Origin of the sequence: Mesorhizobium sp. M0159 (assembly GCF_040322295.1) — a bacterium.
Lineage (GTDB): Bacteria > Pseudomonadota > Alphaproteobacteria > Rhizobiales > Rhizobiaceae > Mesorhizobium.
In genome coordinates this window covers 129,915-144,135 of sequence record NZ_JAMYTF010000007.1, presented here as the reverse complement: position 1 = coordinate 144,135, position 14,221 = coordinate 129,915, and the positions used below count along the sequence as shown (strand labels likewise).

General features: G+C 62.6%; 12 protein-coding genes. 5 read left to right on the top strand and 7 right to left on the bottom strand.

Translation table 11 applies throughout. The features are described from left to right. Positions 1-76 precede the first annotated feature (76 nt). Positions 77-1,087 carry a zinc-dependent alcohol dehydrogenase family protein gene (locus NKJ32_RS10060; protein ID WP_352827474.1) on the top strand — a complete coding sequence of 337 codons (1,011 nt, stop codon included), beginning with the start codon at positions 77-79 and terminating at the stop codon, positions 1,085-1,087. A gap of 233 nt (positions 1,088-1,320) precedes the next feature. On the opposite strand, the gene NKJ32_RS10055 is transcribed toward NKJ32_RS10060, so the two are convergent. Genes NKJ32_RS10055 through NKJ32_RS10045 form a run of 3 tightly spaced genes read right to left on the bottom strand, consistent with a single transcriptional unit; the run spans position 1,321 to position 5,104 of the window. Further along, complete coding sequence (locus NKJ32_RS10055; RefSeq protein WP_352827472.1) at positions 1,321-3,642, bottom strand: xanthine dehydrogenase family protein molybdopterin-binding subunit; 2,322 nt, start codon at positions 3,640-3,642, stop codon at positions 1,321-1,323. Beyond that, positions 3,639-4,622, bottom strand: coding sequence for an FAD binding domain-containing protein (locus NKJ32_RS10050; protein ID WP_352569152.1), 984 nt, complete (start codon positions 4,620-4,622; stop codon positions 3,639-3,641). The genes NKJ32_RS10055 and NKJ32_RS10050 overlap by 4 nt, the downstream gene beginning before the upstream one ends. After that, positions 4,619-5,104 carry a (2Fe-2S)-binding protein gene (locus NKJ32_RS10045; protein WP_031211962.1) on the bottom strand — a complete coding sequence of 162 codons (486 nt, stop codon included), beginning with the start codon at positions 5,102-5,104 and terminating at the stop codon, positions 4,619-4,621. The genes NKJ32_RS10050 and NKJ32_RS10045 overlap by 4 nt, the downstream gene beginning before the upstream one ends. A gap of 721 nt (positions 5,105-5,825) precedes the next feature. On the opposite strand from NKJ32_RS10045, the gene NKJ32_RS10040 reads away from it, so the two are divergent. After that, entirely contained in the window at positions 5,826-6,458 is a 633-nt protein-coding gene (locus NKJ32_RS10040; RefSeq protein ID WP_023677324.1) for a TetR/AcrR family transcriptional regulator, read from the top strand. Between the two features lie 18 nt (positions 6,459-6,476). Here the strand turns inward: NKJ32_RS10040 and NKJ32_RS10035 are convergent, their stop codons facing one another. After that, complete coding sequence (locus NKJ32_RS10035) at positions 6,477-6,917, bottom strand: lipid-binding SYLF domain-containing protein (RefSeq protein WP_352451439.1); 441 nt, start codon at positions 6,915-6,917, stop codon at positions 6,477-6,479. Between the two features lie 265 nt (positions 6,918-7,182). Here NKJ32_RS10035 and NKJ32_RS10030 point away from each other — a divergent pair, with 265 nt between their 5' ends. Further along, on the top strand, positions 7,183-8,124 hold the full coding sequence (locus NKJ32_RS10030) for a hypothetical protein (RefSeq protein WP_352569151.1): 942 nt from the start codon (positions 7,183-7,185) through the stop codon (positions 8,122-8,124). 46 nt (positions 8,125-8,170) lie between these two features. Here NKJ32_RS10030 and NKJ32_RS10025 read toward each other — a convergent pair whose 3' ends face one another. From NKJ32_RS10025 to NKJ32_RS10015, 3 genes are all read right to left on the bottom strand, one after another. Then, complete coding sequence (locus tag NKJ32_RS10025; protein ID WP_352569150.1) at positions 8,171-8,491, bottom strand: hypothetical protein; 321 nt, start codon at positions 8,489-8,491, stop codon at positions 8,171-8,173. 215 nt (positions 8,492-8,706) lie between these two features. Continuing rightward, a complete protein-coding gene (locus NKJ32_RS10020; RefSeq protein WP_352827469.1) occupies positions 8,707-10,308 on the bottom strand; it encodes a serine hydrolase in 1,602 nt (533 codons plus the stop codon). 128 nt (positions 10,309-10,436) lie between these two features. Next, entirely contained in the window at positions 10,437-11,870 is a 1,434-nt protein-coding gene (locus NKJ32_RS10015; protein ID WP_352587111.1) for a coiled-coil domain-containing protein, read from the bottom strand. Positions 11,871-12,313: 443 nt separating this feature from the next. Here NKJ32_RS10015 and NKJ32_RS10010 point away from each other — a divergent pair, with 443 nt between their 5' ends. Both NKJ32_RS10010 and NKJ32_RS10005 read left to right on the top strand, forming a co-directional pair. Next, the gene (locus NKJ32_RS10010; protein ID WP_023677318.1) at positions 12,314-13,054 is read left to right on the top strand and encodes an ATP-binding cassette domain-containing protein; all 741 of its coding nucleotides are present in this window, start codon (positions 12,314-12,316) and stop codon (positions 13,052-13,054) included. A gap of 55 nt (positions 13,055-13,109) precedes the next feature. Next, positions 13,110-14,171 carry an ABC transporter permease gene (locus NKJ32_RS10005; protein ID WP_023677317.1) on the top strand — a complete coding sequence of 354 codons (1,062 nt, stop codon included), beginning with the start codon at positions 13,110-13,112 and terminating at the stop codon, positions 14,169-14,171. The last annotated feature ends 50 nt before the right edge of the window (positions 14,172-14,221 follow it).

Genomic DNA, 14,221 nt, shown 5'->3' with positions numbered 1-14,221 from the left:
GGATTATATACCAATAACGCAGCAGCTAGTTTCACTCAATCCCGGCCCGTCAATCGGCCATCAACCGGAGTGAGACATGAAAGCGATCGAACTGGCTGCCCCGAGACTGGACGCGTTTCGCGCGGCCACCGTTCCCACGCCTGAACCGCAGCGCGGCGAAGTGCTGATCCGCCTGCGCGCCGCAAGCCTCAATTTTGTCGATGTCGCGATAGCGAGCGGCAACTATCCAAGTCCGAGCTTTCCGCTCATTCCCGTCGTCGACGGCGCCGGCGAGATCGTCGGCATCGGCGAGGGCGTGTCGAAGCTCGCCATCAACGACCGCGTCATCGCCCATGCAAAACCGCGCTGGATCGGCGGCCGTCCGCGGCCTTACGAGACCAGAGAGATGCGCGGCCTGACGCTCCCCGGCTCGCTCGCCGAGTATGTCGCGCTGCCGGCCAATGCCGTCGTGCCGATGCCTGCGCATTTGTCCTTCGAAGCGGCAGCGACGCTGCCGATCGCCGGCACCACCGCGTGGAATGCGCTTCGCGCCGCCGATGCCGGGCCGGGGTCGGTCGTCGTCCTGCTCGGTACCGGCGGTGTCTCGATCCTGACCCTGCAGCTGGCCAAGGCAGCCGGCGCCACGGTCATCATCACCTCGTCGTCGGACGAAAAGCTGGCCCGCGCCAAGGCTTTGGGTGCTGATCACCTCATCAATTACCGCGAAACAACGGACTGGGACGCCAAGGTGCTCGAATTGACCGACGGGCTCGGCGCCGACCTGATCGTCGAAACCGGCGGCGCGGCGACCTTCGCCCGCTCTATCAATGCCGCGGCGCCCGGCGGCACGGTGTTCGCCATCGGCTTCGTCACCGGCGCCGAGGCCACCACGAACCTGCTGCCGATCATCATCAAGGCACTCAAGGTTGTGGGCAACAACACCGGTTCAGTATCCGACCTGCGCGACGCGGCGCGCGCAATCGGCGCCGCCCGTATCGATCCGGTCATCGACACGGTCTACGGCCAGCACCAGGCGACCGAGGCCTACGCCCACATGGCGGCCGGCGGCCGGCATTTCGGCAAGCTCGCGTTCAGTCTGTCGTGGTGAGCCTGAAAAAGGAGCGGCGTTGAAGCTGCCGATCTCCCCCCTCGTGGGGGAGATGTCCGGCAGGACAGAGGGGGGCGCTCTCCCTCCAGCCTATCAGGCAATAGCAGTTCGCGCACCGACGTGAGGTTCTCAGCTCATCAAGTTGAACTGAACGCCGGCGATCCTTCACGCCCCCCTCTGCCCTGCCGGGCATCTCCCCCACGAGAGGGGATTGGCAGTTCTACCGCCTCCGCCTAAATCAGCTTCTCCAGCGTGATCGGCAGATCCCGCACCCGTTTCCCGGTGGCGTGGAATACCGCGTTGGCGATCGCCGGCGCCACGCCGACGATGCCCAGCTCGCCGACCCCCTTGCCGCCCAGCACCGAGGAATGCGGATCGGGAATACCGACCGAGATCACCTCGATGTCGGGAATGTCTGCATTGGTGGCGATGAGATAGTCGGCGAGGTTGTTGTTGACGATGCGGCCGTGGCGGCGGTCGACGATGCCTTCCTCGAGCAGCGCCTGGCCGATGCCCATGATGATGCCGCCCTTCCACTGGCTTTCGGCGAGCTTGGGATTGTAGAGCCGGCCCGAATCCAGCGCCGACACCACGCGGGAGACGCGAACCGTGCCAAAGTCCTCGTCGACGCGGACTTCGATGAAATGCGCGCACCAGCTGTGGCGGGAATAGTCGCCCTCGGTGTGCGGCAGCGCCATGGCTATGGTGGTGTAGTTCTTGTAGCGGTCCTCGACCGTCGAATTGGCCGGCATGGTGTCGCCCTTCGCCTCGATATGCTCGCGCCCGACGCTGCTGAGCAGTTCGGCGATGGAAACTTCAGGGCCGTTGCCGCGCGGTGAAGCGATGCGGCCATTGGCGACGACGAGCGTGTTGGCCTGCAGCGCATGGAACGGCGAAGCCGGATCGCTGATGGCGAGCCCGATCAGTTGGTCGAGCGCGGCACTCGCCGCCTTGTGGACGGCGCCGGTCATCACCCCGGCCAGCCGCGAACCGCCGGTGACGCCGGCACGGGCATAGCGGGAATCGCCAAGCTTGACGACGACGCTTTCCGCCGGCACGCCCACCACCTCGGCGGCGGTCTGCGCCAGGATCGTGTAGGTGCCCTGCCCCATGTCGATCGATGAGCTTTCGACCTCGACCGAGCCGTCGGCGAGAATGCGCACGACCGCCTCGCCATAGGCGCGCCGCACCGGGTACGTGCCTGCCGCGACACCCCAGCCGATCAACTGGTTGCCGTCGCGCATCGAACGCGGCCGGGGGTTCCGCTTCGACCAGCCAAAGGCTGCGGCGCCGGCCGCGAAGGCCTCACGCAGCTGCCGTGTCGACCACGGCTTCTTCGCATGCGGATCCTGCTCGGCATAGTTCCTGAGACGGATTTCCAGCGGGTCGATACCGACCTCATAGGCGAGCTCGTCGATGGCGCTTTCGATGCCGAAGGCGCTCGGGTTCTCGCCCGGCGCGCGCAATGCCCCCGGCACCACCGTGTTGACTCGCACGACGTTCTGCCGCGACGAGAAATTCGGCGTCGCGTACATGACCGAGGTGACCGAGCCGAGCGGCTCGACCCACATGCCGTCGACCGAGGTCTCGTTGACGCCGCGATGCACGATCGACTGGATCTGACCCTCAGCGTTGGCGCCGAGCGCCACGGTCTGGCGCGTCGCCGCCCGTCCGCCATAGGCGGTGAAGGTCTGCGGCCTGGTGACCGCCAGCTTCACCGGCCGTCCCAGCATTTTCGCGGCGACTGCCGCTACAGCGCCGTAGCCATAGGCAAACGCCTTGGAGCCGAAGCCGCCGCCAATATAGGGCGAGACCAGTCGTACATTCTCGAACGGCACGCCGAACCATTCGGCATAGGTCCGCGCCATGCCGTCGAGCCATTGGCTCGGCTCCCAGACCGTCAGCTGGTCGCCCTGCCACTTTGCGATCAGGCCATGCGGCTCCATCGGCGCCTGGTATTCGCGCGGCGTGTTGTAGGCGTTGCAGATCCTGACCGGAGCCGAGGCGAACGCTGTCTCCGCCTCGCCCCATTCCTTGGTCATCGCATCGACCGGGATGCCGTCGCCGGCCTTTGGATCGCTGAGGTCGACTATCGCCGGCGCCTCGTCATAGGCGATCTTGACCAGCGTCGCGGCGGCGACCGCCTGCTCGAAACTCTCTGCCACCACCGCCGCGACATGCTGGCCGCTGAAGGTGATGTCGCGCGCCAGCGGGCAATAGGCGACGTCCGGCGGCGGCGTGCCCAGCCAGTCCGTTGCGGTTCTCAGCGGCAGGATGTTGTCGGGCGTCAGCACCAGCAGCACGCCGGGCGACGCCTTGGCCGCGGTCGTGTCGATCGAACGCACCCGGCCGGCGGCAATGGTGCTCTCGACCAGCACCGCATGGGTAAGCCCCTCGAGCTGCTGCTCGACGGCGTATTTGGCGGCACCGGTGATCTTGGCCGGGCCGTCGACGCGCGACAGCCGGCCGCCGACCTGATCGGCGAGGACGGCACCGTCCGAAGCGTCGCCGCGTTTGGCATCGCCGGGTCTTGTTCTCAACTCGTGAACGGTCATGCCGTTTCTCCCATTTTGAGGATGGCGCGGGCGACGACGCGTGGCGCCAGTTCGATCTTGTAGTGGTTGGCGCCATGGTCGACGGCGCCCTCGACGGCGAGCAGGCTGGCTTGCCTGACGACCTCCGGCTCGAGCACTTTGCCTTTCAGCGCCTCTTCGACGGCAAGGGCGCGCCATGGCTTGGTGGCAACGCCGCCAAGCGCGACGCGCAGATCGCGAATTGTCCTTCCGTCGGCCTCGAATTCAATGCCGACCGCAGCACTTGCCGCGGCGAATTCATAGGACTGGCGGTCGCGGACCTTGAGATAGGTCGAGCCGCGGGCGGCGGCCGAAACGGGAATGCTGATCGCGGTGATCATCTCGCCGGGCTCGATCGCATGTTCCCTTTCGGGCGTGCTGCCAGGCAACAGGAAAAAATCATCGACGGCGACCTGACGGTCGCCGAGATGGACGATCGCGTCGAAGGCGACGAGTGCAACCGCCAGGTCGCCGGGATAGGTGGCGATACAGGCCTCGCTGGTGCCGAGCACGGCATGGCCGCGGGTGACGCCGCCGATCGCCGAGCAGCCGCTGCCGGGCGAGCGCTTGTTGCAAGCGGGGAAATTCGCCGGATCGCGGAAATAGGGACAGCGCGTACGCTGCATCAGATTGCCGCCGATCGTCGCCATGTTGCGCAGCTGAGCCGACGCCGCCTGCCACAATGCTTCCGAGACTGCGGGGAACCGACTCTTGATATCGGCATGGTCGGCGACGCGGCTCATCCTGGCCAGCGCGCCGATCGTGGCGCCCCGGTCATCAACGGCAATCGTGTCCAGTCCCTTGAGATGGGTGATGTCGACCACGGTCTCGGGTTCGGCAACGCCGCATTTCGCGAGATCGACAAGCGTCGTGCCGCCGGCCAGAAGCATGGCGCCGGGAAGTGCTGCTGCCTCACGGGCTGCATCGACGGAGCCGGCGCGGAGATACGAAAAGTCCCTCATGACGCGGCCTCCACGGCCGCCTGGCGCACGGCGGCGACGATATGCGGATAGGCGCCGCAGCGGCAGAGATTGCCGGCCATGTATTCGCGGATCTCCTCATCCGAGCCGGCATGGCCTTCGCGAATGCAGGCGACCGCCGACATGATCTGGCCCGGCGTGCAATAGCCGCACTGGAAGGCATCCTGTTCGAGGAAGGCGGCCTGCACCGCATGCAGCGTGCCATCCTCCCCGGCAAGCCCTTCGATGGTGGTGATGTCCCTGCTTTCAGCCTGAGTGGCAAGCGTCAGGCAGGCCAGCACGCGTTGGCCGTCGATATGAACGGTGCAGGCGCCGCACTGGCCCTGGTCGCAGCCCTTCTTGGTGCCGGTCAGGCCGAGATGGTCGCGCAAGGCGTCGAGCAGGGTAACGCGCGGTTCGACCTCCAGCTCATGTCGATGTCCGTTGATTCGAAGTTGGATTGGAGTTCGGGTTTTGCTTGTCATGGGGCGTCTGGCTCCAGTTGCTTGACGCGGGAGGGGATAATCTGGTGCCCGGCCAGCGAGCGGCAAGATCAGCTTATGGCTAGGTGAGCTAATCTCCCCCCTTGCGGGGGAGATGCCCGGCAGGGCAGAGGGGGGTCGGTTCGACTTGGCGCGAGCTCCGGGAAGGCTGCGGCTTGCGAGGTCGAAAGACGTGACATACCCGATCCCGTGATTACATGAGAAAGGCGCTCCACAATCGGAGGCGCCTCCGCTTATTACCTAAGGGCCTGCTCCGCCCTGTTCAAGCCCAGGATCGAAAATGATCAAAATTGGAGGAAATTGGCAGGGCAGCCGGCCGTCATGCCTGGAGACAAAAAAGCACCACCGGCCCAAGCCGGTGGTGCTCTCTGAACTGTCTGTAGGGGCAGGACAGTCCAATGATCCTGAGGGGATCGTGCTCAACGTGGGCTCATTTTTGCCCCACGGCATCGGCCGAACAGATGACGAGTGCCGGCCGCGAGGAAATATCCTCCGTCGTCATCCACCGGACGTCATCCACCGGCCGTGCACCGGAGGAGGGCAAGATGCCTCCGCCTGCCGGAACGCCGGCCCAGACTCGATCCTGTGATTATATTTACTTGCGATTATATTTGTCGGAGACGTAACGAAGGTGGAAGCGTCTGCGTTCTTGAAACGGGGCCTGCCTGTCCGGTTATGCTTCGGATCAACACTGGAGAAAAAATTGGCCGCGGAGCCGCCCGTCATTTCTGGAGACAAAACCGAAGCCGCCGTTGCAAAACCGCTGCGCGCCGACGCGCAGCGCAACCGCGATGCGCTGGTCGAGGTCGCGGCAAAAGCCTTTGCCGCGCAAGGCGTCGATGCCTCGCTGGAGGAGATTGCGCGCCAGGCCGGCGTCGGCATCGGCACGCTCTACCGGCATTTCCCAACCCGCGAGCACCTGGTCGAGGTGGTTTATCGGCGCGAAGTGGAAGGACTGTGCCAGGCGGCCGACGAACTCGCCCGCGATCATGCGCCCGACATGGCGCTCGAACAATGGATGCAGCGCTTCGTCGACTACATCGCCACCAAGCGCGGGCTGTCGACAAGCCTGCGCATCCTGCTCACGACCAACTCAACCCTGTTCTCCGACGTTTCCGGCAGGGTGACGCTCGCCTTGCGGCGGCTGATCGATGCCGCGGTCGCCGACGGCTCGATCCGCGGCGATGTCGATGCCTCCGACGTGCTGCATGCGCTGGGCGGCATCTATTCGGCCCCGGACACCAAGGACTGGCGCGACCGCTCGCGCCGATTGGTGTCGCTGCTGATGGATGGGCTGCGGTTTGGAGCGGCCAAATCCGGCCCATCCAAGGAATAACGAATGCAGTGACTGTCCTTATTTCAGCGAGATGCTCATACCGCTGAGATCGGCATTGACTTGCAGGCCTACCTGCCTGCCCGTGAGTTCGAGTTGGGCACCCTTGTCATTGGTCATGACGATCACCTGGGCTCCTTTGCCGAGCGCGCCGCCACCGCCCGCTGCACCGTACACCCCCGTCACATCCCGGGCGCGGCGTATGTGGCGCACGGTACCTTTGAAATAGGTCTTGGAGGCGCCGAAGGCGAGGCCGCCCGAGATGCCGCCGACCGAGATGGGATATCGGCGACCATGGAAGGTCAGTGTGCCCTCGCCTCCGGAGCCGCCGATGAAAAAGGCCGCCTTGTAGACGGCGAAGCGGATCGTACCGCTGTCGGCATGCGCGACGCTGGCAAAGCTAACTGCCGCCGCAGCGATGACGGCAACTGCGACTGAACGAAATCTGGACGAAATCTTCATGATGAGAACTCCTCAAGATCGCCGCATGCCCAGCCGGCCGGGCACGTCGGCGTCGTATCAAAGTCATAGCTGAACAGTCTCGCCCGTCATTGGTTCCAAGCACGCGGCCTGAATCCGGCTGCGAGAAGACCGCCACGAAACGAGGCGGATGGCGAGCATAGTCCTGGCTGTAAGAACAGTGGCCGAATGGTGGGGATGATCGTAGGTGTTGAGGCGGAATGGTATTAGTCTGCGCTGTCTGGGGTTTCGGGAGCGCGGCAAAGGAATGGACTTCAACTCACGACATGGCTACCTGCTGATCGGTGGCCTGATCCTGGTCGGTGCCGGGCTCCTGGTCGTTTCGCTGATCGTCAATCTTCGCGTGGCGCACAGTGTGCGTGACGACGTACGCCATCGTGAAAAGCTGCTGGAATATTATCGCAATATCTTTTCGCAGCTGGGCGTGATCCTGATCGGGATTGGCGTGTCCCTGTTCATCTTCTTTTTTCAGCAGAATTATCAGGACCAGCGCAAACGCGAAACGGAGCTCCAGCAGGTTCTCGCCAAACTGGCGGCGCGTGTTGCCCGCGGCAGCGCTGTCGTGGAGGCCCTCGGCGAATTCGACGCGCTGCTGGATGATGGCGGCGCCTATGTCAGTCCGGAACACGGCGGAAACAATGCCGCCGTCAGCGCCCACGGAACGGCGCTCGCCAAGCAGGTTTCGCAGATCCTTCTGGTCGAGCGCGACGTCGATGTTCAGGGGTTCGATATTCTCAATCTGTCACGCGATTTCGAAGCATCGTTCGTCGTCAACGAGCTCAACCCAATGCTATGGTTCAACATCGTCCGGGACGAGAGCGACATCAAATATGCCACTACCCAGATCGCCCTGGATTACAAGGACCTGCAGGATGCGATCGGCGGCGAGCCGATCGAGGTTGCGATCGCCAATCCCGAAAAGGAGCGGAAGATCAAGCGGGAGGTGCTCGACGTCTTTTATGATGCCGATCTGCTGCGCCAGCGCAGCAGGCGGTTTCTCGGCCGCGCGTGCTGGCTTTTCAGCAACGGGCGCGGCTTCGTCAAGCTTGCACCGGCCAATGAAATCGAAGCCGATGCCAGATCGCACCAGGAATGGCTCGACCGGTCGAAACCCTTCCTGACGAAGGCGACATCGGGCAGCGGCGATTGCTTCAAATTGCTTCAGTACGGCCCGGCGTCTTTGAGTTGAGAACGAGCCAAACACTCAACGACCAGGTTCGACCCATTGCGGACGATCAGTCAGGCGCCACAAACGCGTATGACTTCATCAGATCAAGTGTTGTCTCGGCGCGTACAGAAAGGTTGTCTGGCACCTCGATCCGAACGAGTAAAATGTCTGTTCCTTGATCAATTCCGAACAAAGCGGCAATCGGTCGGGGACCATCGAAATGGCACGATGCCCATCGCTGTGGAGATGCATCTGTATCGGTTTCTTTGAGCTCGTCTTCGAGAATCCTACGCAATCCGACATCAAGGGCCTCGCCAGCCATGTGACCGAGTTCATCGATCAGCGGGTTCCAATTAACTAGCCAGACCCAATTCTGCACCCAGGCCACCTGCTGGTCTCCAATTTGGGACGAAAGCCGACTGGTCTCGTTAGTCGGTCTTTGCATGATTTGTCGAATCCGCTATCGGCGATTCCTACCATAATAAGCTTGACTGCTTTTTGACCATCTCGGCTGTTGGCGGCAGCCAGCTGATTGAATTTTGACCTAAAGCGGTTCAGCTTTTGATAGTCGCTGACCCGCTCCAAATATCTGTTTTTACGCAATTATGGACGGAAAGCCGCTCCGCACTTTCCTGGAATTGCTCTAATTCCCACGCGCCGCAGCGTGCCGAGATGATTGTCGTCGAGAAATTCGACGGTCATGGCCGACGCCTTGCCGTCGGGGCCGACCGCAAAGCTGACGGCCGAGGGCCTGTCCGGCATCTCGGCATCAGGGAAGGTCACGAAGAGCTCGCGGTCGAAATGCTTCAGGGAATAGGACCGCGCACCGGCAGGCCCGACCTTGAGGACAAGAGTGTCTCCTTCGCCCGATACAATAGCTTCGCCGAAGAAGTCGTTGAAGTAACGGCCTGCATAGGCCCTGGCCGGCTCGACGGGACTTGCTGGAGAGGGCGGCGCGGCATAGGTGGCCTTGGCCGCCGCAATCACCGGGCCGAACATGCTCGCATAGATATTATTCCATGCCTTTACCTTATCCTTCCCCAGCGTTCCGTCGAAAACGAGATCGGCGAAGCTGTCGGACAGCCCCTCCGGCACGCCTGTCGGAAAGGCGTTGGCGACGACGACGATGCCAAGCTTCTCCTCGGGGAAGAGCATCACCAGGCTGCGTGCGCCGGCGCTGAAGGCGCCCGCGTGACCCCAGATCGGCCCGTGCCGGCCGAATTCGATATTCCAGCCGAGGCCGTAGAAGGCCTCGCCTCCGGAGACGGGATTCTTGCCGCGAGCCGTCAAGGGAATATGTGTCTGGTCCAGCGCATCGGCGGCAATGAGTCTCTTGCCGGCATAGACCCCGTTGCCGAGCACAAGGCGCATCCATTGCGAGAGGTCGCGTGCGGTGGAACTGACGCCGCCTGCTGGCGCCTGCGCATCCGGATAGCGCTGGACTTTCGCGGTCCAGGCGCCATCGATTTTGGCGTGAAGCTCGGCGCGGTTGGCGTGCTTGATGAAGTCCGAATGACGGGAGCTGGTCGAGGCCATTCCAAGCGGACGGTAGAGCTTCTCTTCGGCGACCTCTTCCCATGATTTGCCCGTCGGCTTCGCGGCCGCGACGGCACCCTCGGTCAGTCCGAAATTGCTGTAGGAATAGCCGGCACGAAAGCTCGATGACGGCAACACGAACCGCAGCCGGCGCAGGATCTCCGCGCGGTCATAGCCGATGTCCTCGAGGTCGTCGCCGGCGGTGCCGGGAAGCCCGCTGCGGTGCGCAAACAGGTCGCGGACCGTGAGTTCGCTGGTCGGATAGGGCTGGGCGAGCCGGAAAGCCGGATCGAGGTCGGCGATCTTGGAATCCCACGAAGCGATCCCGTCGCTGACCAGCGCCGCCACGACGGTGGCGGAGACCGGCTTGGAGAGCGAGGCGATCTGGAAGACCGTGTCGGCGTCGACGGCCTCCGGCTTACCGGCCTCGCGATGTCCGAATCCCTTGAGGAAGATCACCTCGTCGCCATGCACGACACCGATGGCGAGACCAGGTACGCTACCATCCGCGACGACGCCTTCGGCCAGCAATTCGAGCTTCGCAATGGCCGCGGCGATCCTGTCGGGTGTAATGGTGTCGGCCGACGCCGCTTTCGGCGAAAGCGTAATGAGGGCGATGAAGGCCAACATCCTCCACCGGAGGTGATTCCTGTTTGTGAATAGCCGCATGCTCAGCCCCCTCAGCCTCACCGGCGTCCACTATTGCAGCCTGACGCAGGGGAGGCCAGCCCCAACGATCGCTCCCATCGATGGATGTTCGCTTCGCACCAGTCGACCTTCAGACAGCCGCGCCTGAGCTAGGATGCAGCGCGCAGGCGGAGGCGCCGCCTGCTGGCGCGGGCCTTCTCCGCCACCGCGGCGGTGATCTCGACCACGCCGTCTTCACGCGGTCTGGCGTTGGTGACCTTGTGGAGCCGCTCATAGGGTAACAGTTCCTTGACCCGGGCTTGAAGCGACGCGACTTCGGCTCGCAGATCCTCGCATTCCTGCCTCTGGACGTCGAACTGTATCTGTTCGGAAGCCTGCTGCAGGGAAAGCTGCGAAAAATTCGCGCTGATTGCGGAAAGGTTCATCTTGTCGTTTTCGCTCTCCTTCGTGAGAGCGGACAATTTTTGCTCGACAATTTGCTTTTCGGCCACCGCGTCGCTCGCTTGGGCCTTGAGCCTGGCGATCTCGCTGGCGGCTTCGCTGTTCTGGTTGGAGGCGGCCTCCAGCCGCGATCGAAGGTCCTCGATTTCAGAACGCAAGCCGGTCATCTCCGCGACACTGCGTGAAAGCTCGGCTTCCCTGTCACCGTCCCTGAGGCGGGCCGCTTCCGTTATTTCCGATAGCTTTGCCTGCGCCATATCGAGCGATTTCTGCAGCCGCATCTCCTCTTTCTCGCTCTTGCCAAGTGCGGCCAGCAGTTCCGAAACCTGCGCGGCGTCATTGGCATGGACAGTCGAGAGTTCGTCCAGCCTGTGCCGGGCCTCGGCCTCCCGTTTCAGCGCCTTGTCGAGGTCGATCGACAGGCTGACATGTTTTTCCCGCAGCATCTCGTTCTCGCGCGAGCGTCTGTTGGCCTCGACCGCTCTGGCCGAGAGCGTTTTGACAAGCTCGCCGAACTCGGCTTCGCGTTTTGCGCTCGCATTGCCTGCCACGACGAGTTCCAGCCTTGCCGCCGCCAGCGCGCCGCGAAGTGCTTCCTTGTCCTCGACCAGGCTCGCCTCGTGCTGCTGCAGGGCCTCGATAGCGCTGTCGCGCTCGCGCTGCTTTCTGGTCGCTTCGTGGAGCTGTTCGGACAGCACTCTTTGCTGCGCGGTCAGGCCGGTATTTGCCAGCTCCAATTCGTTGGCGCGAAGAATGTCGCCGTGGAGGAGTTTTAGGAATTCGCCTGTCAGATGATGCGAGGTCGCGATCTCCGACAGTTTCGCATTGATCTCCCCCAGATACTCCTGCGCGTCGTGAAAGAGCCCATCGACCGCACTTAAGGCAGCCAGCCGGGTTTGCGTATGGGGGGACAGCCGTCGTGCGGTCTCGAAGGCGTCCGCATTGGCCTCGAGCTGCGAGCTGTCATCCGTTGCCGCGAGATTCTCATCCGACACAGTCTCATCCGGAACAGTGACGTCGTTCAACGGCGACTGATCGTCCACGTTGAGACATTCGCTAAACGCATCCGCCAAATCGGTTTCGAGCTCCTTGAACGCTCTCTCCACAGTCTCGGCACGCTTGATCAAACCTTTGAAATTCATGACCGAATATCCCTCTCGTGCAGCGCCGTTAAGGAGCGGACTTTCAACACTTGACCCTCGCCTCCCCCGAATGCGGGTTCATCTCCTGACGTGCGCTCTGGCCGACGCACGCTAGGGACAGGCTTGGCCACTGTCCTCGTGTGTTTGAATGACGTGTTCTGCCGCGCTCCATGCCCGAGGCGTTGGCACCGCTCGAAAAATGCCCACTCATTTCACCCGAAACGGATATGAACCGGCGCAAGCATGAGGATCGCCTGGTGACTGTTGTAAGGATCGGCCGAGCGCCTCGGTGCTCTGCAGCAGCTACAAGTCACACTCGGACGAGGCGCGTTACGGCCGGGAGGCCTGACCTAATAAATGATTGTGTTGAATACGTTTCGCTGATTAGCTGCTGTGCATTGACCAGGGACAAGACCGATAAATGTTGTCCCGGGAGGACCGCGATGCCGGTGCTTGAGGTTCGCCACGTCTCCAAGAATTTCGGGGCTATCCAGGCCCTGACTGACGTCAGCTTCCAGGTGGAGCGAGGCGAAGTCGTTGGTCTGATGGGGGATAACGGGGCCGGCAAGTCGACGATAGTCAAGGCTGTGGCCGGGAATTTTCCTCCGAGCGACGGCGAAATTGTAGTCGAGGGCGAGGTGTGCCACTTCCACCAGCCCGTGCAGGCCCGCGCCAAGGGGATCGAAGTTGTTTATCAGGACCTGGCGCTCGCCGATAATCTGACGGCCGCGCAGAACGTCTTTCTGGGGCGCGAGATCAAGAAAGGCTTCTGGCCGATCAGGATTCTTGACAAGCAGGCGATGATCGATCGCTCGGCAGCGCTGTTCAAGGAACTCAAATCGGAAACCCGGCCGCGCGACCTCGTCAGGAAGATGTCGGGTGGGCAGCGCCAGGCGGTCGCCATCGCGCGGACCCGGCTTTCAAATGCTAAGCTGGTGCTGATGGACGAACCAACGGCCGCCATCTCCGTGCGCCAGGTGGCGGAAGTACTCGAACTGATCCGACGCCTCAAAGCACAAGGAGTCGGCGTCATGCTGATCAGTCACCGAATGCCTGACGTGTTCGCCGTGGCAGATCGCATTATCGTCCTCAGGCGGGGCTCGAAAGTTGCCGACAAGCCAGCTGACAAAACATCGCCCGAGGAAATCACTGGACTGATAACGGGGGCCATCCGTGGCGAATAGTGTTCAGGAGTCAGTTGGCGTTCAGGGCTCAGTCGAAGAACATGGCCGGCCGGCCATGTCGGATTTCGTCCCGACCAAGGAAAAAACAGTTCTCCAACGTGTGATTTCAAGTCAGCCCTTCTGGGTGACGATCGCGCTCATCGCGCTCGTCATGTTGATGACTGCGATGGAGCCGAGCTTCGGCACCTCTGAAAACGTCGCCAATGTGACGCGCAATTTCGCACCTTTCGGCATCATGGCCCTCGGCATGACGATCGTCATCATCACCGGCGGTATCGATCTGTCGGTCGGCTCCGTCATGGGTCTCGTGGTCATCGTCGCCGGCCTGTTCCTCACCTGGCATTATCCCTGGTACGTCGCCTTCGCCATGGGCCTTTTCTCCGGTCTGGCCTGTGGCGCGGTCAACGGATTCTTTGTCGCCTATGTCGGGATGCCGTCCTTTGTGGTCACCCTCGGTATGCTGTCCGTCGCGCGCTCGCTGGCGGTCGTATTCTCGGCCAACCAGATGCTCTACCAGTTCGGGCCCGATGCTCCGATCGTGAAGGCAATCGGTCAGTGGAAATGGCCGCGGCATGGTCCGAACGACTGGGCACCGCATTGGATACCAGAACTGTCGTCACAATTCTGGACCATGGTGATCTTGGCCCTGATTGTCGGCTTCGTATTCAACTTCACAGCCTGGGCCCGGCATCTCTTCGCCATCGGCGGCAATGAGGAGGCGGCACGGCTCACCGGCGTTCCGGTCAACTGGATTAAATTCCAGGCCTATGTCTTCTCGGCTTTCACCGCCGCGCTCGCCTCGCTCCTGCTCCTCGGCTATAACGGCTCGGCCATCAATGCCATGGGCCAAGGCTACGAGCTGCGCGTTATCGCCGCGACAGTCATTGGCGGCGCCAGCCTCATGGGCGGCGCCGGCACGGCCTTCGGTGCGATCATCGGTTCGGCCTTCCTCGAGGTGATCAGGAATGCGCTGCTGATGGCCGGCATCGATTCAAACTGGCAGGGTGCCTTCGTCGGCGCCTTCATCGTTCTTGCGGTTCTTTTGGGCATGCAAACCGGCGGCAAATCGATTCTCGCCGCGTCGCTGGCAGTCTTGATGCCCAAAAAACGCCGCTAGAAACCCGCCGGCGGGAGGCTTGCGGGATCACACCCAGGAGGAGAACGTCA

Coding starts and splice junctions, on each gene's coding strand:
- NKJ32_RS10030 (WP_352569151.1), top strand. CDS start 7,183: ATGGACTTCAACTCACGACATGGCTACCTGCTGATCGGTGGCCTGATC.
- NKJ32_RS10055 (WP_352827472.1), bottom strand. CDS start 3,642: ATGACCGTTCACGAGTTGAGAACAAGACCCGGCGATGCCAAACGCGGC.
- NKJ32_RS10020 (WP_352827469.1), bottom strand. CDS start 10,308: ATGCGGCTATTCACAAACAGGAATCACCTCCGGTGGAGGATGTTGGCC.
- NKJ32_RS10005 (WP_023677317.1), top strand. CDS start 13,110: ATGTCGGATTTCGTCCCGACCAAGGAAAAAACAGTTCTCCAACGTGTG.
- NKJ32_RS10035 (WP_352451439.1), bottom strand. CDS start 6,917: ATGAAGATTTCGTCCAGATTTCGTTCAGTCGCAGTTGCCGTCATCGCT.
- NKJ32_RS10050 (WP_352569152.1), bottom strand. CDS start 4,622: ATGAGGGACTTTTCGTATCTCCGCGCCGGCTCCGTCGATGCAGCCCGT.
- NKJ32_RS10015 (WP_352587111.1), bottom strand. CDS start 11,870: ATGAATTTCAAAGGTTTGATCAAGCGTGCCGAGACTGTGGAGAGAGCG.
- NKJ32_RS10010 (WP_023677318.1), top strand. CDS start 12,314: ATGCCGGTGCTTGAGGTTCGCCACGTCTCCAAGAATTTCGGGGCTATC.
- NKJ32_RS10045 (WP_031211962.1), bottom strand. CDS start 5,104: ATGACAAGCAAAACCCGAACTCCAATCCAACTTCGAATCAACGGACAT.
- NKJ32_RS10060 (WP_352827474.1), top strand. CDS start 77: ATGAAAGCGATCGAACTGGCTGCCCCGAGACTGGACGCGTTTCGCGCG.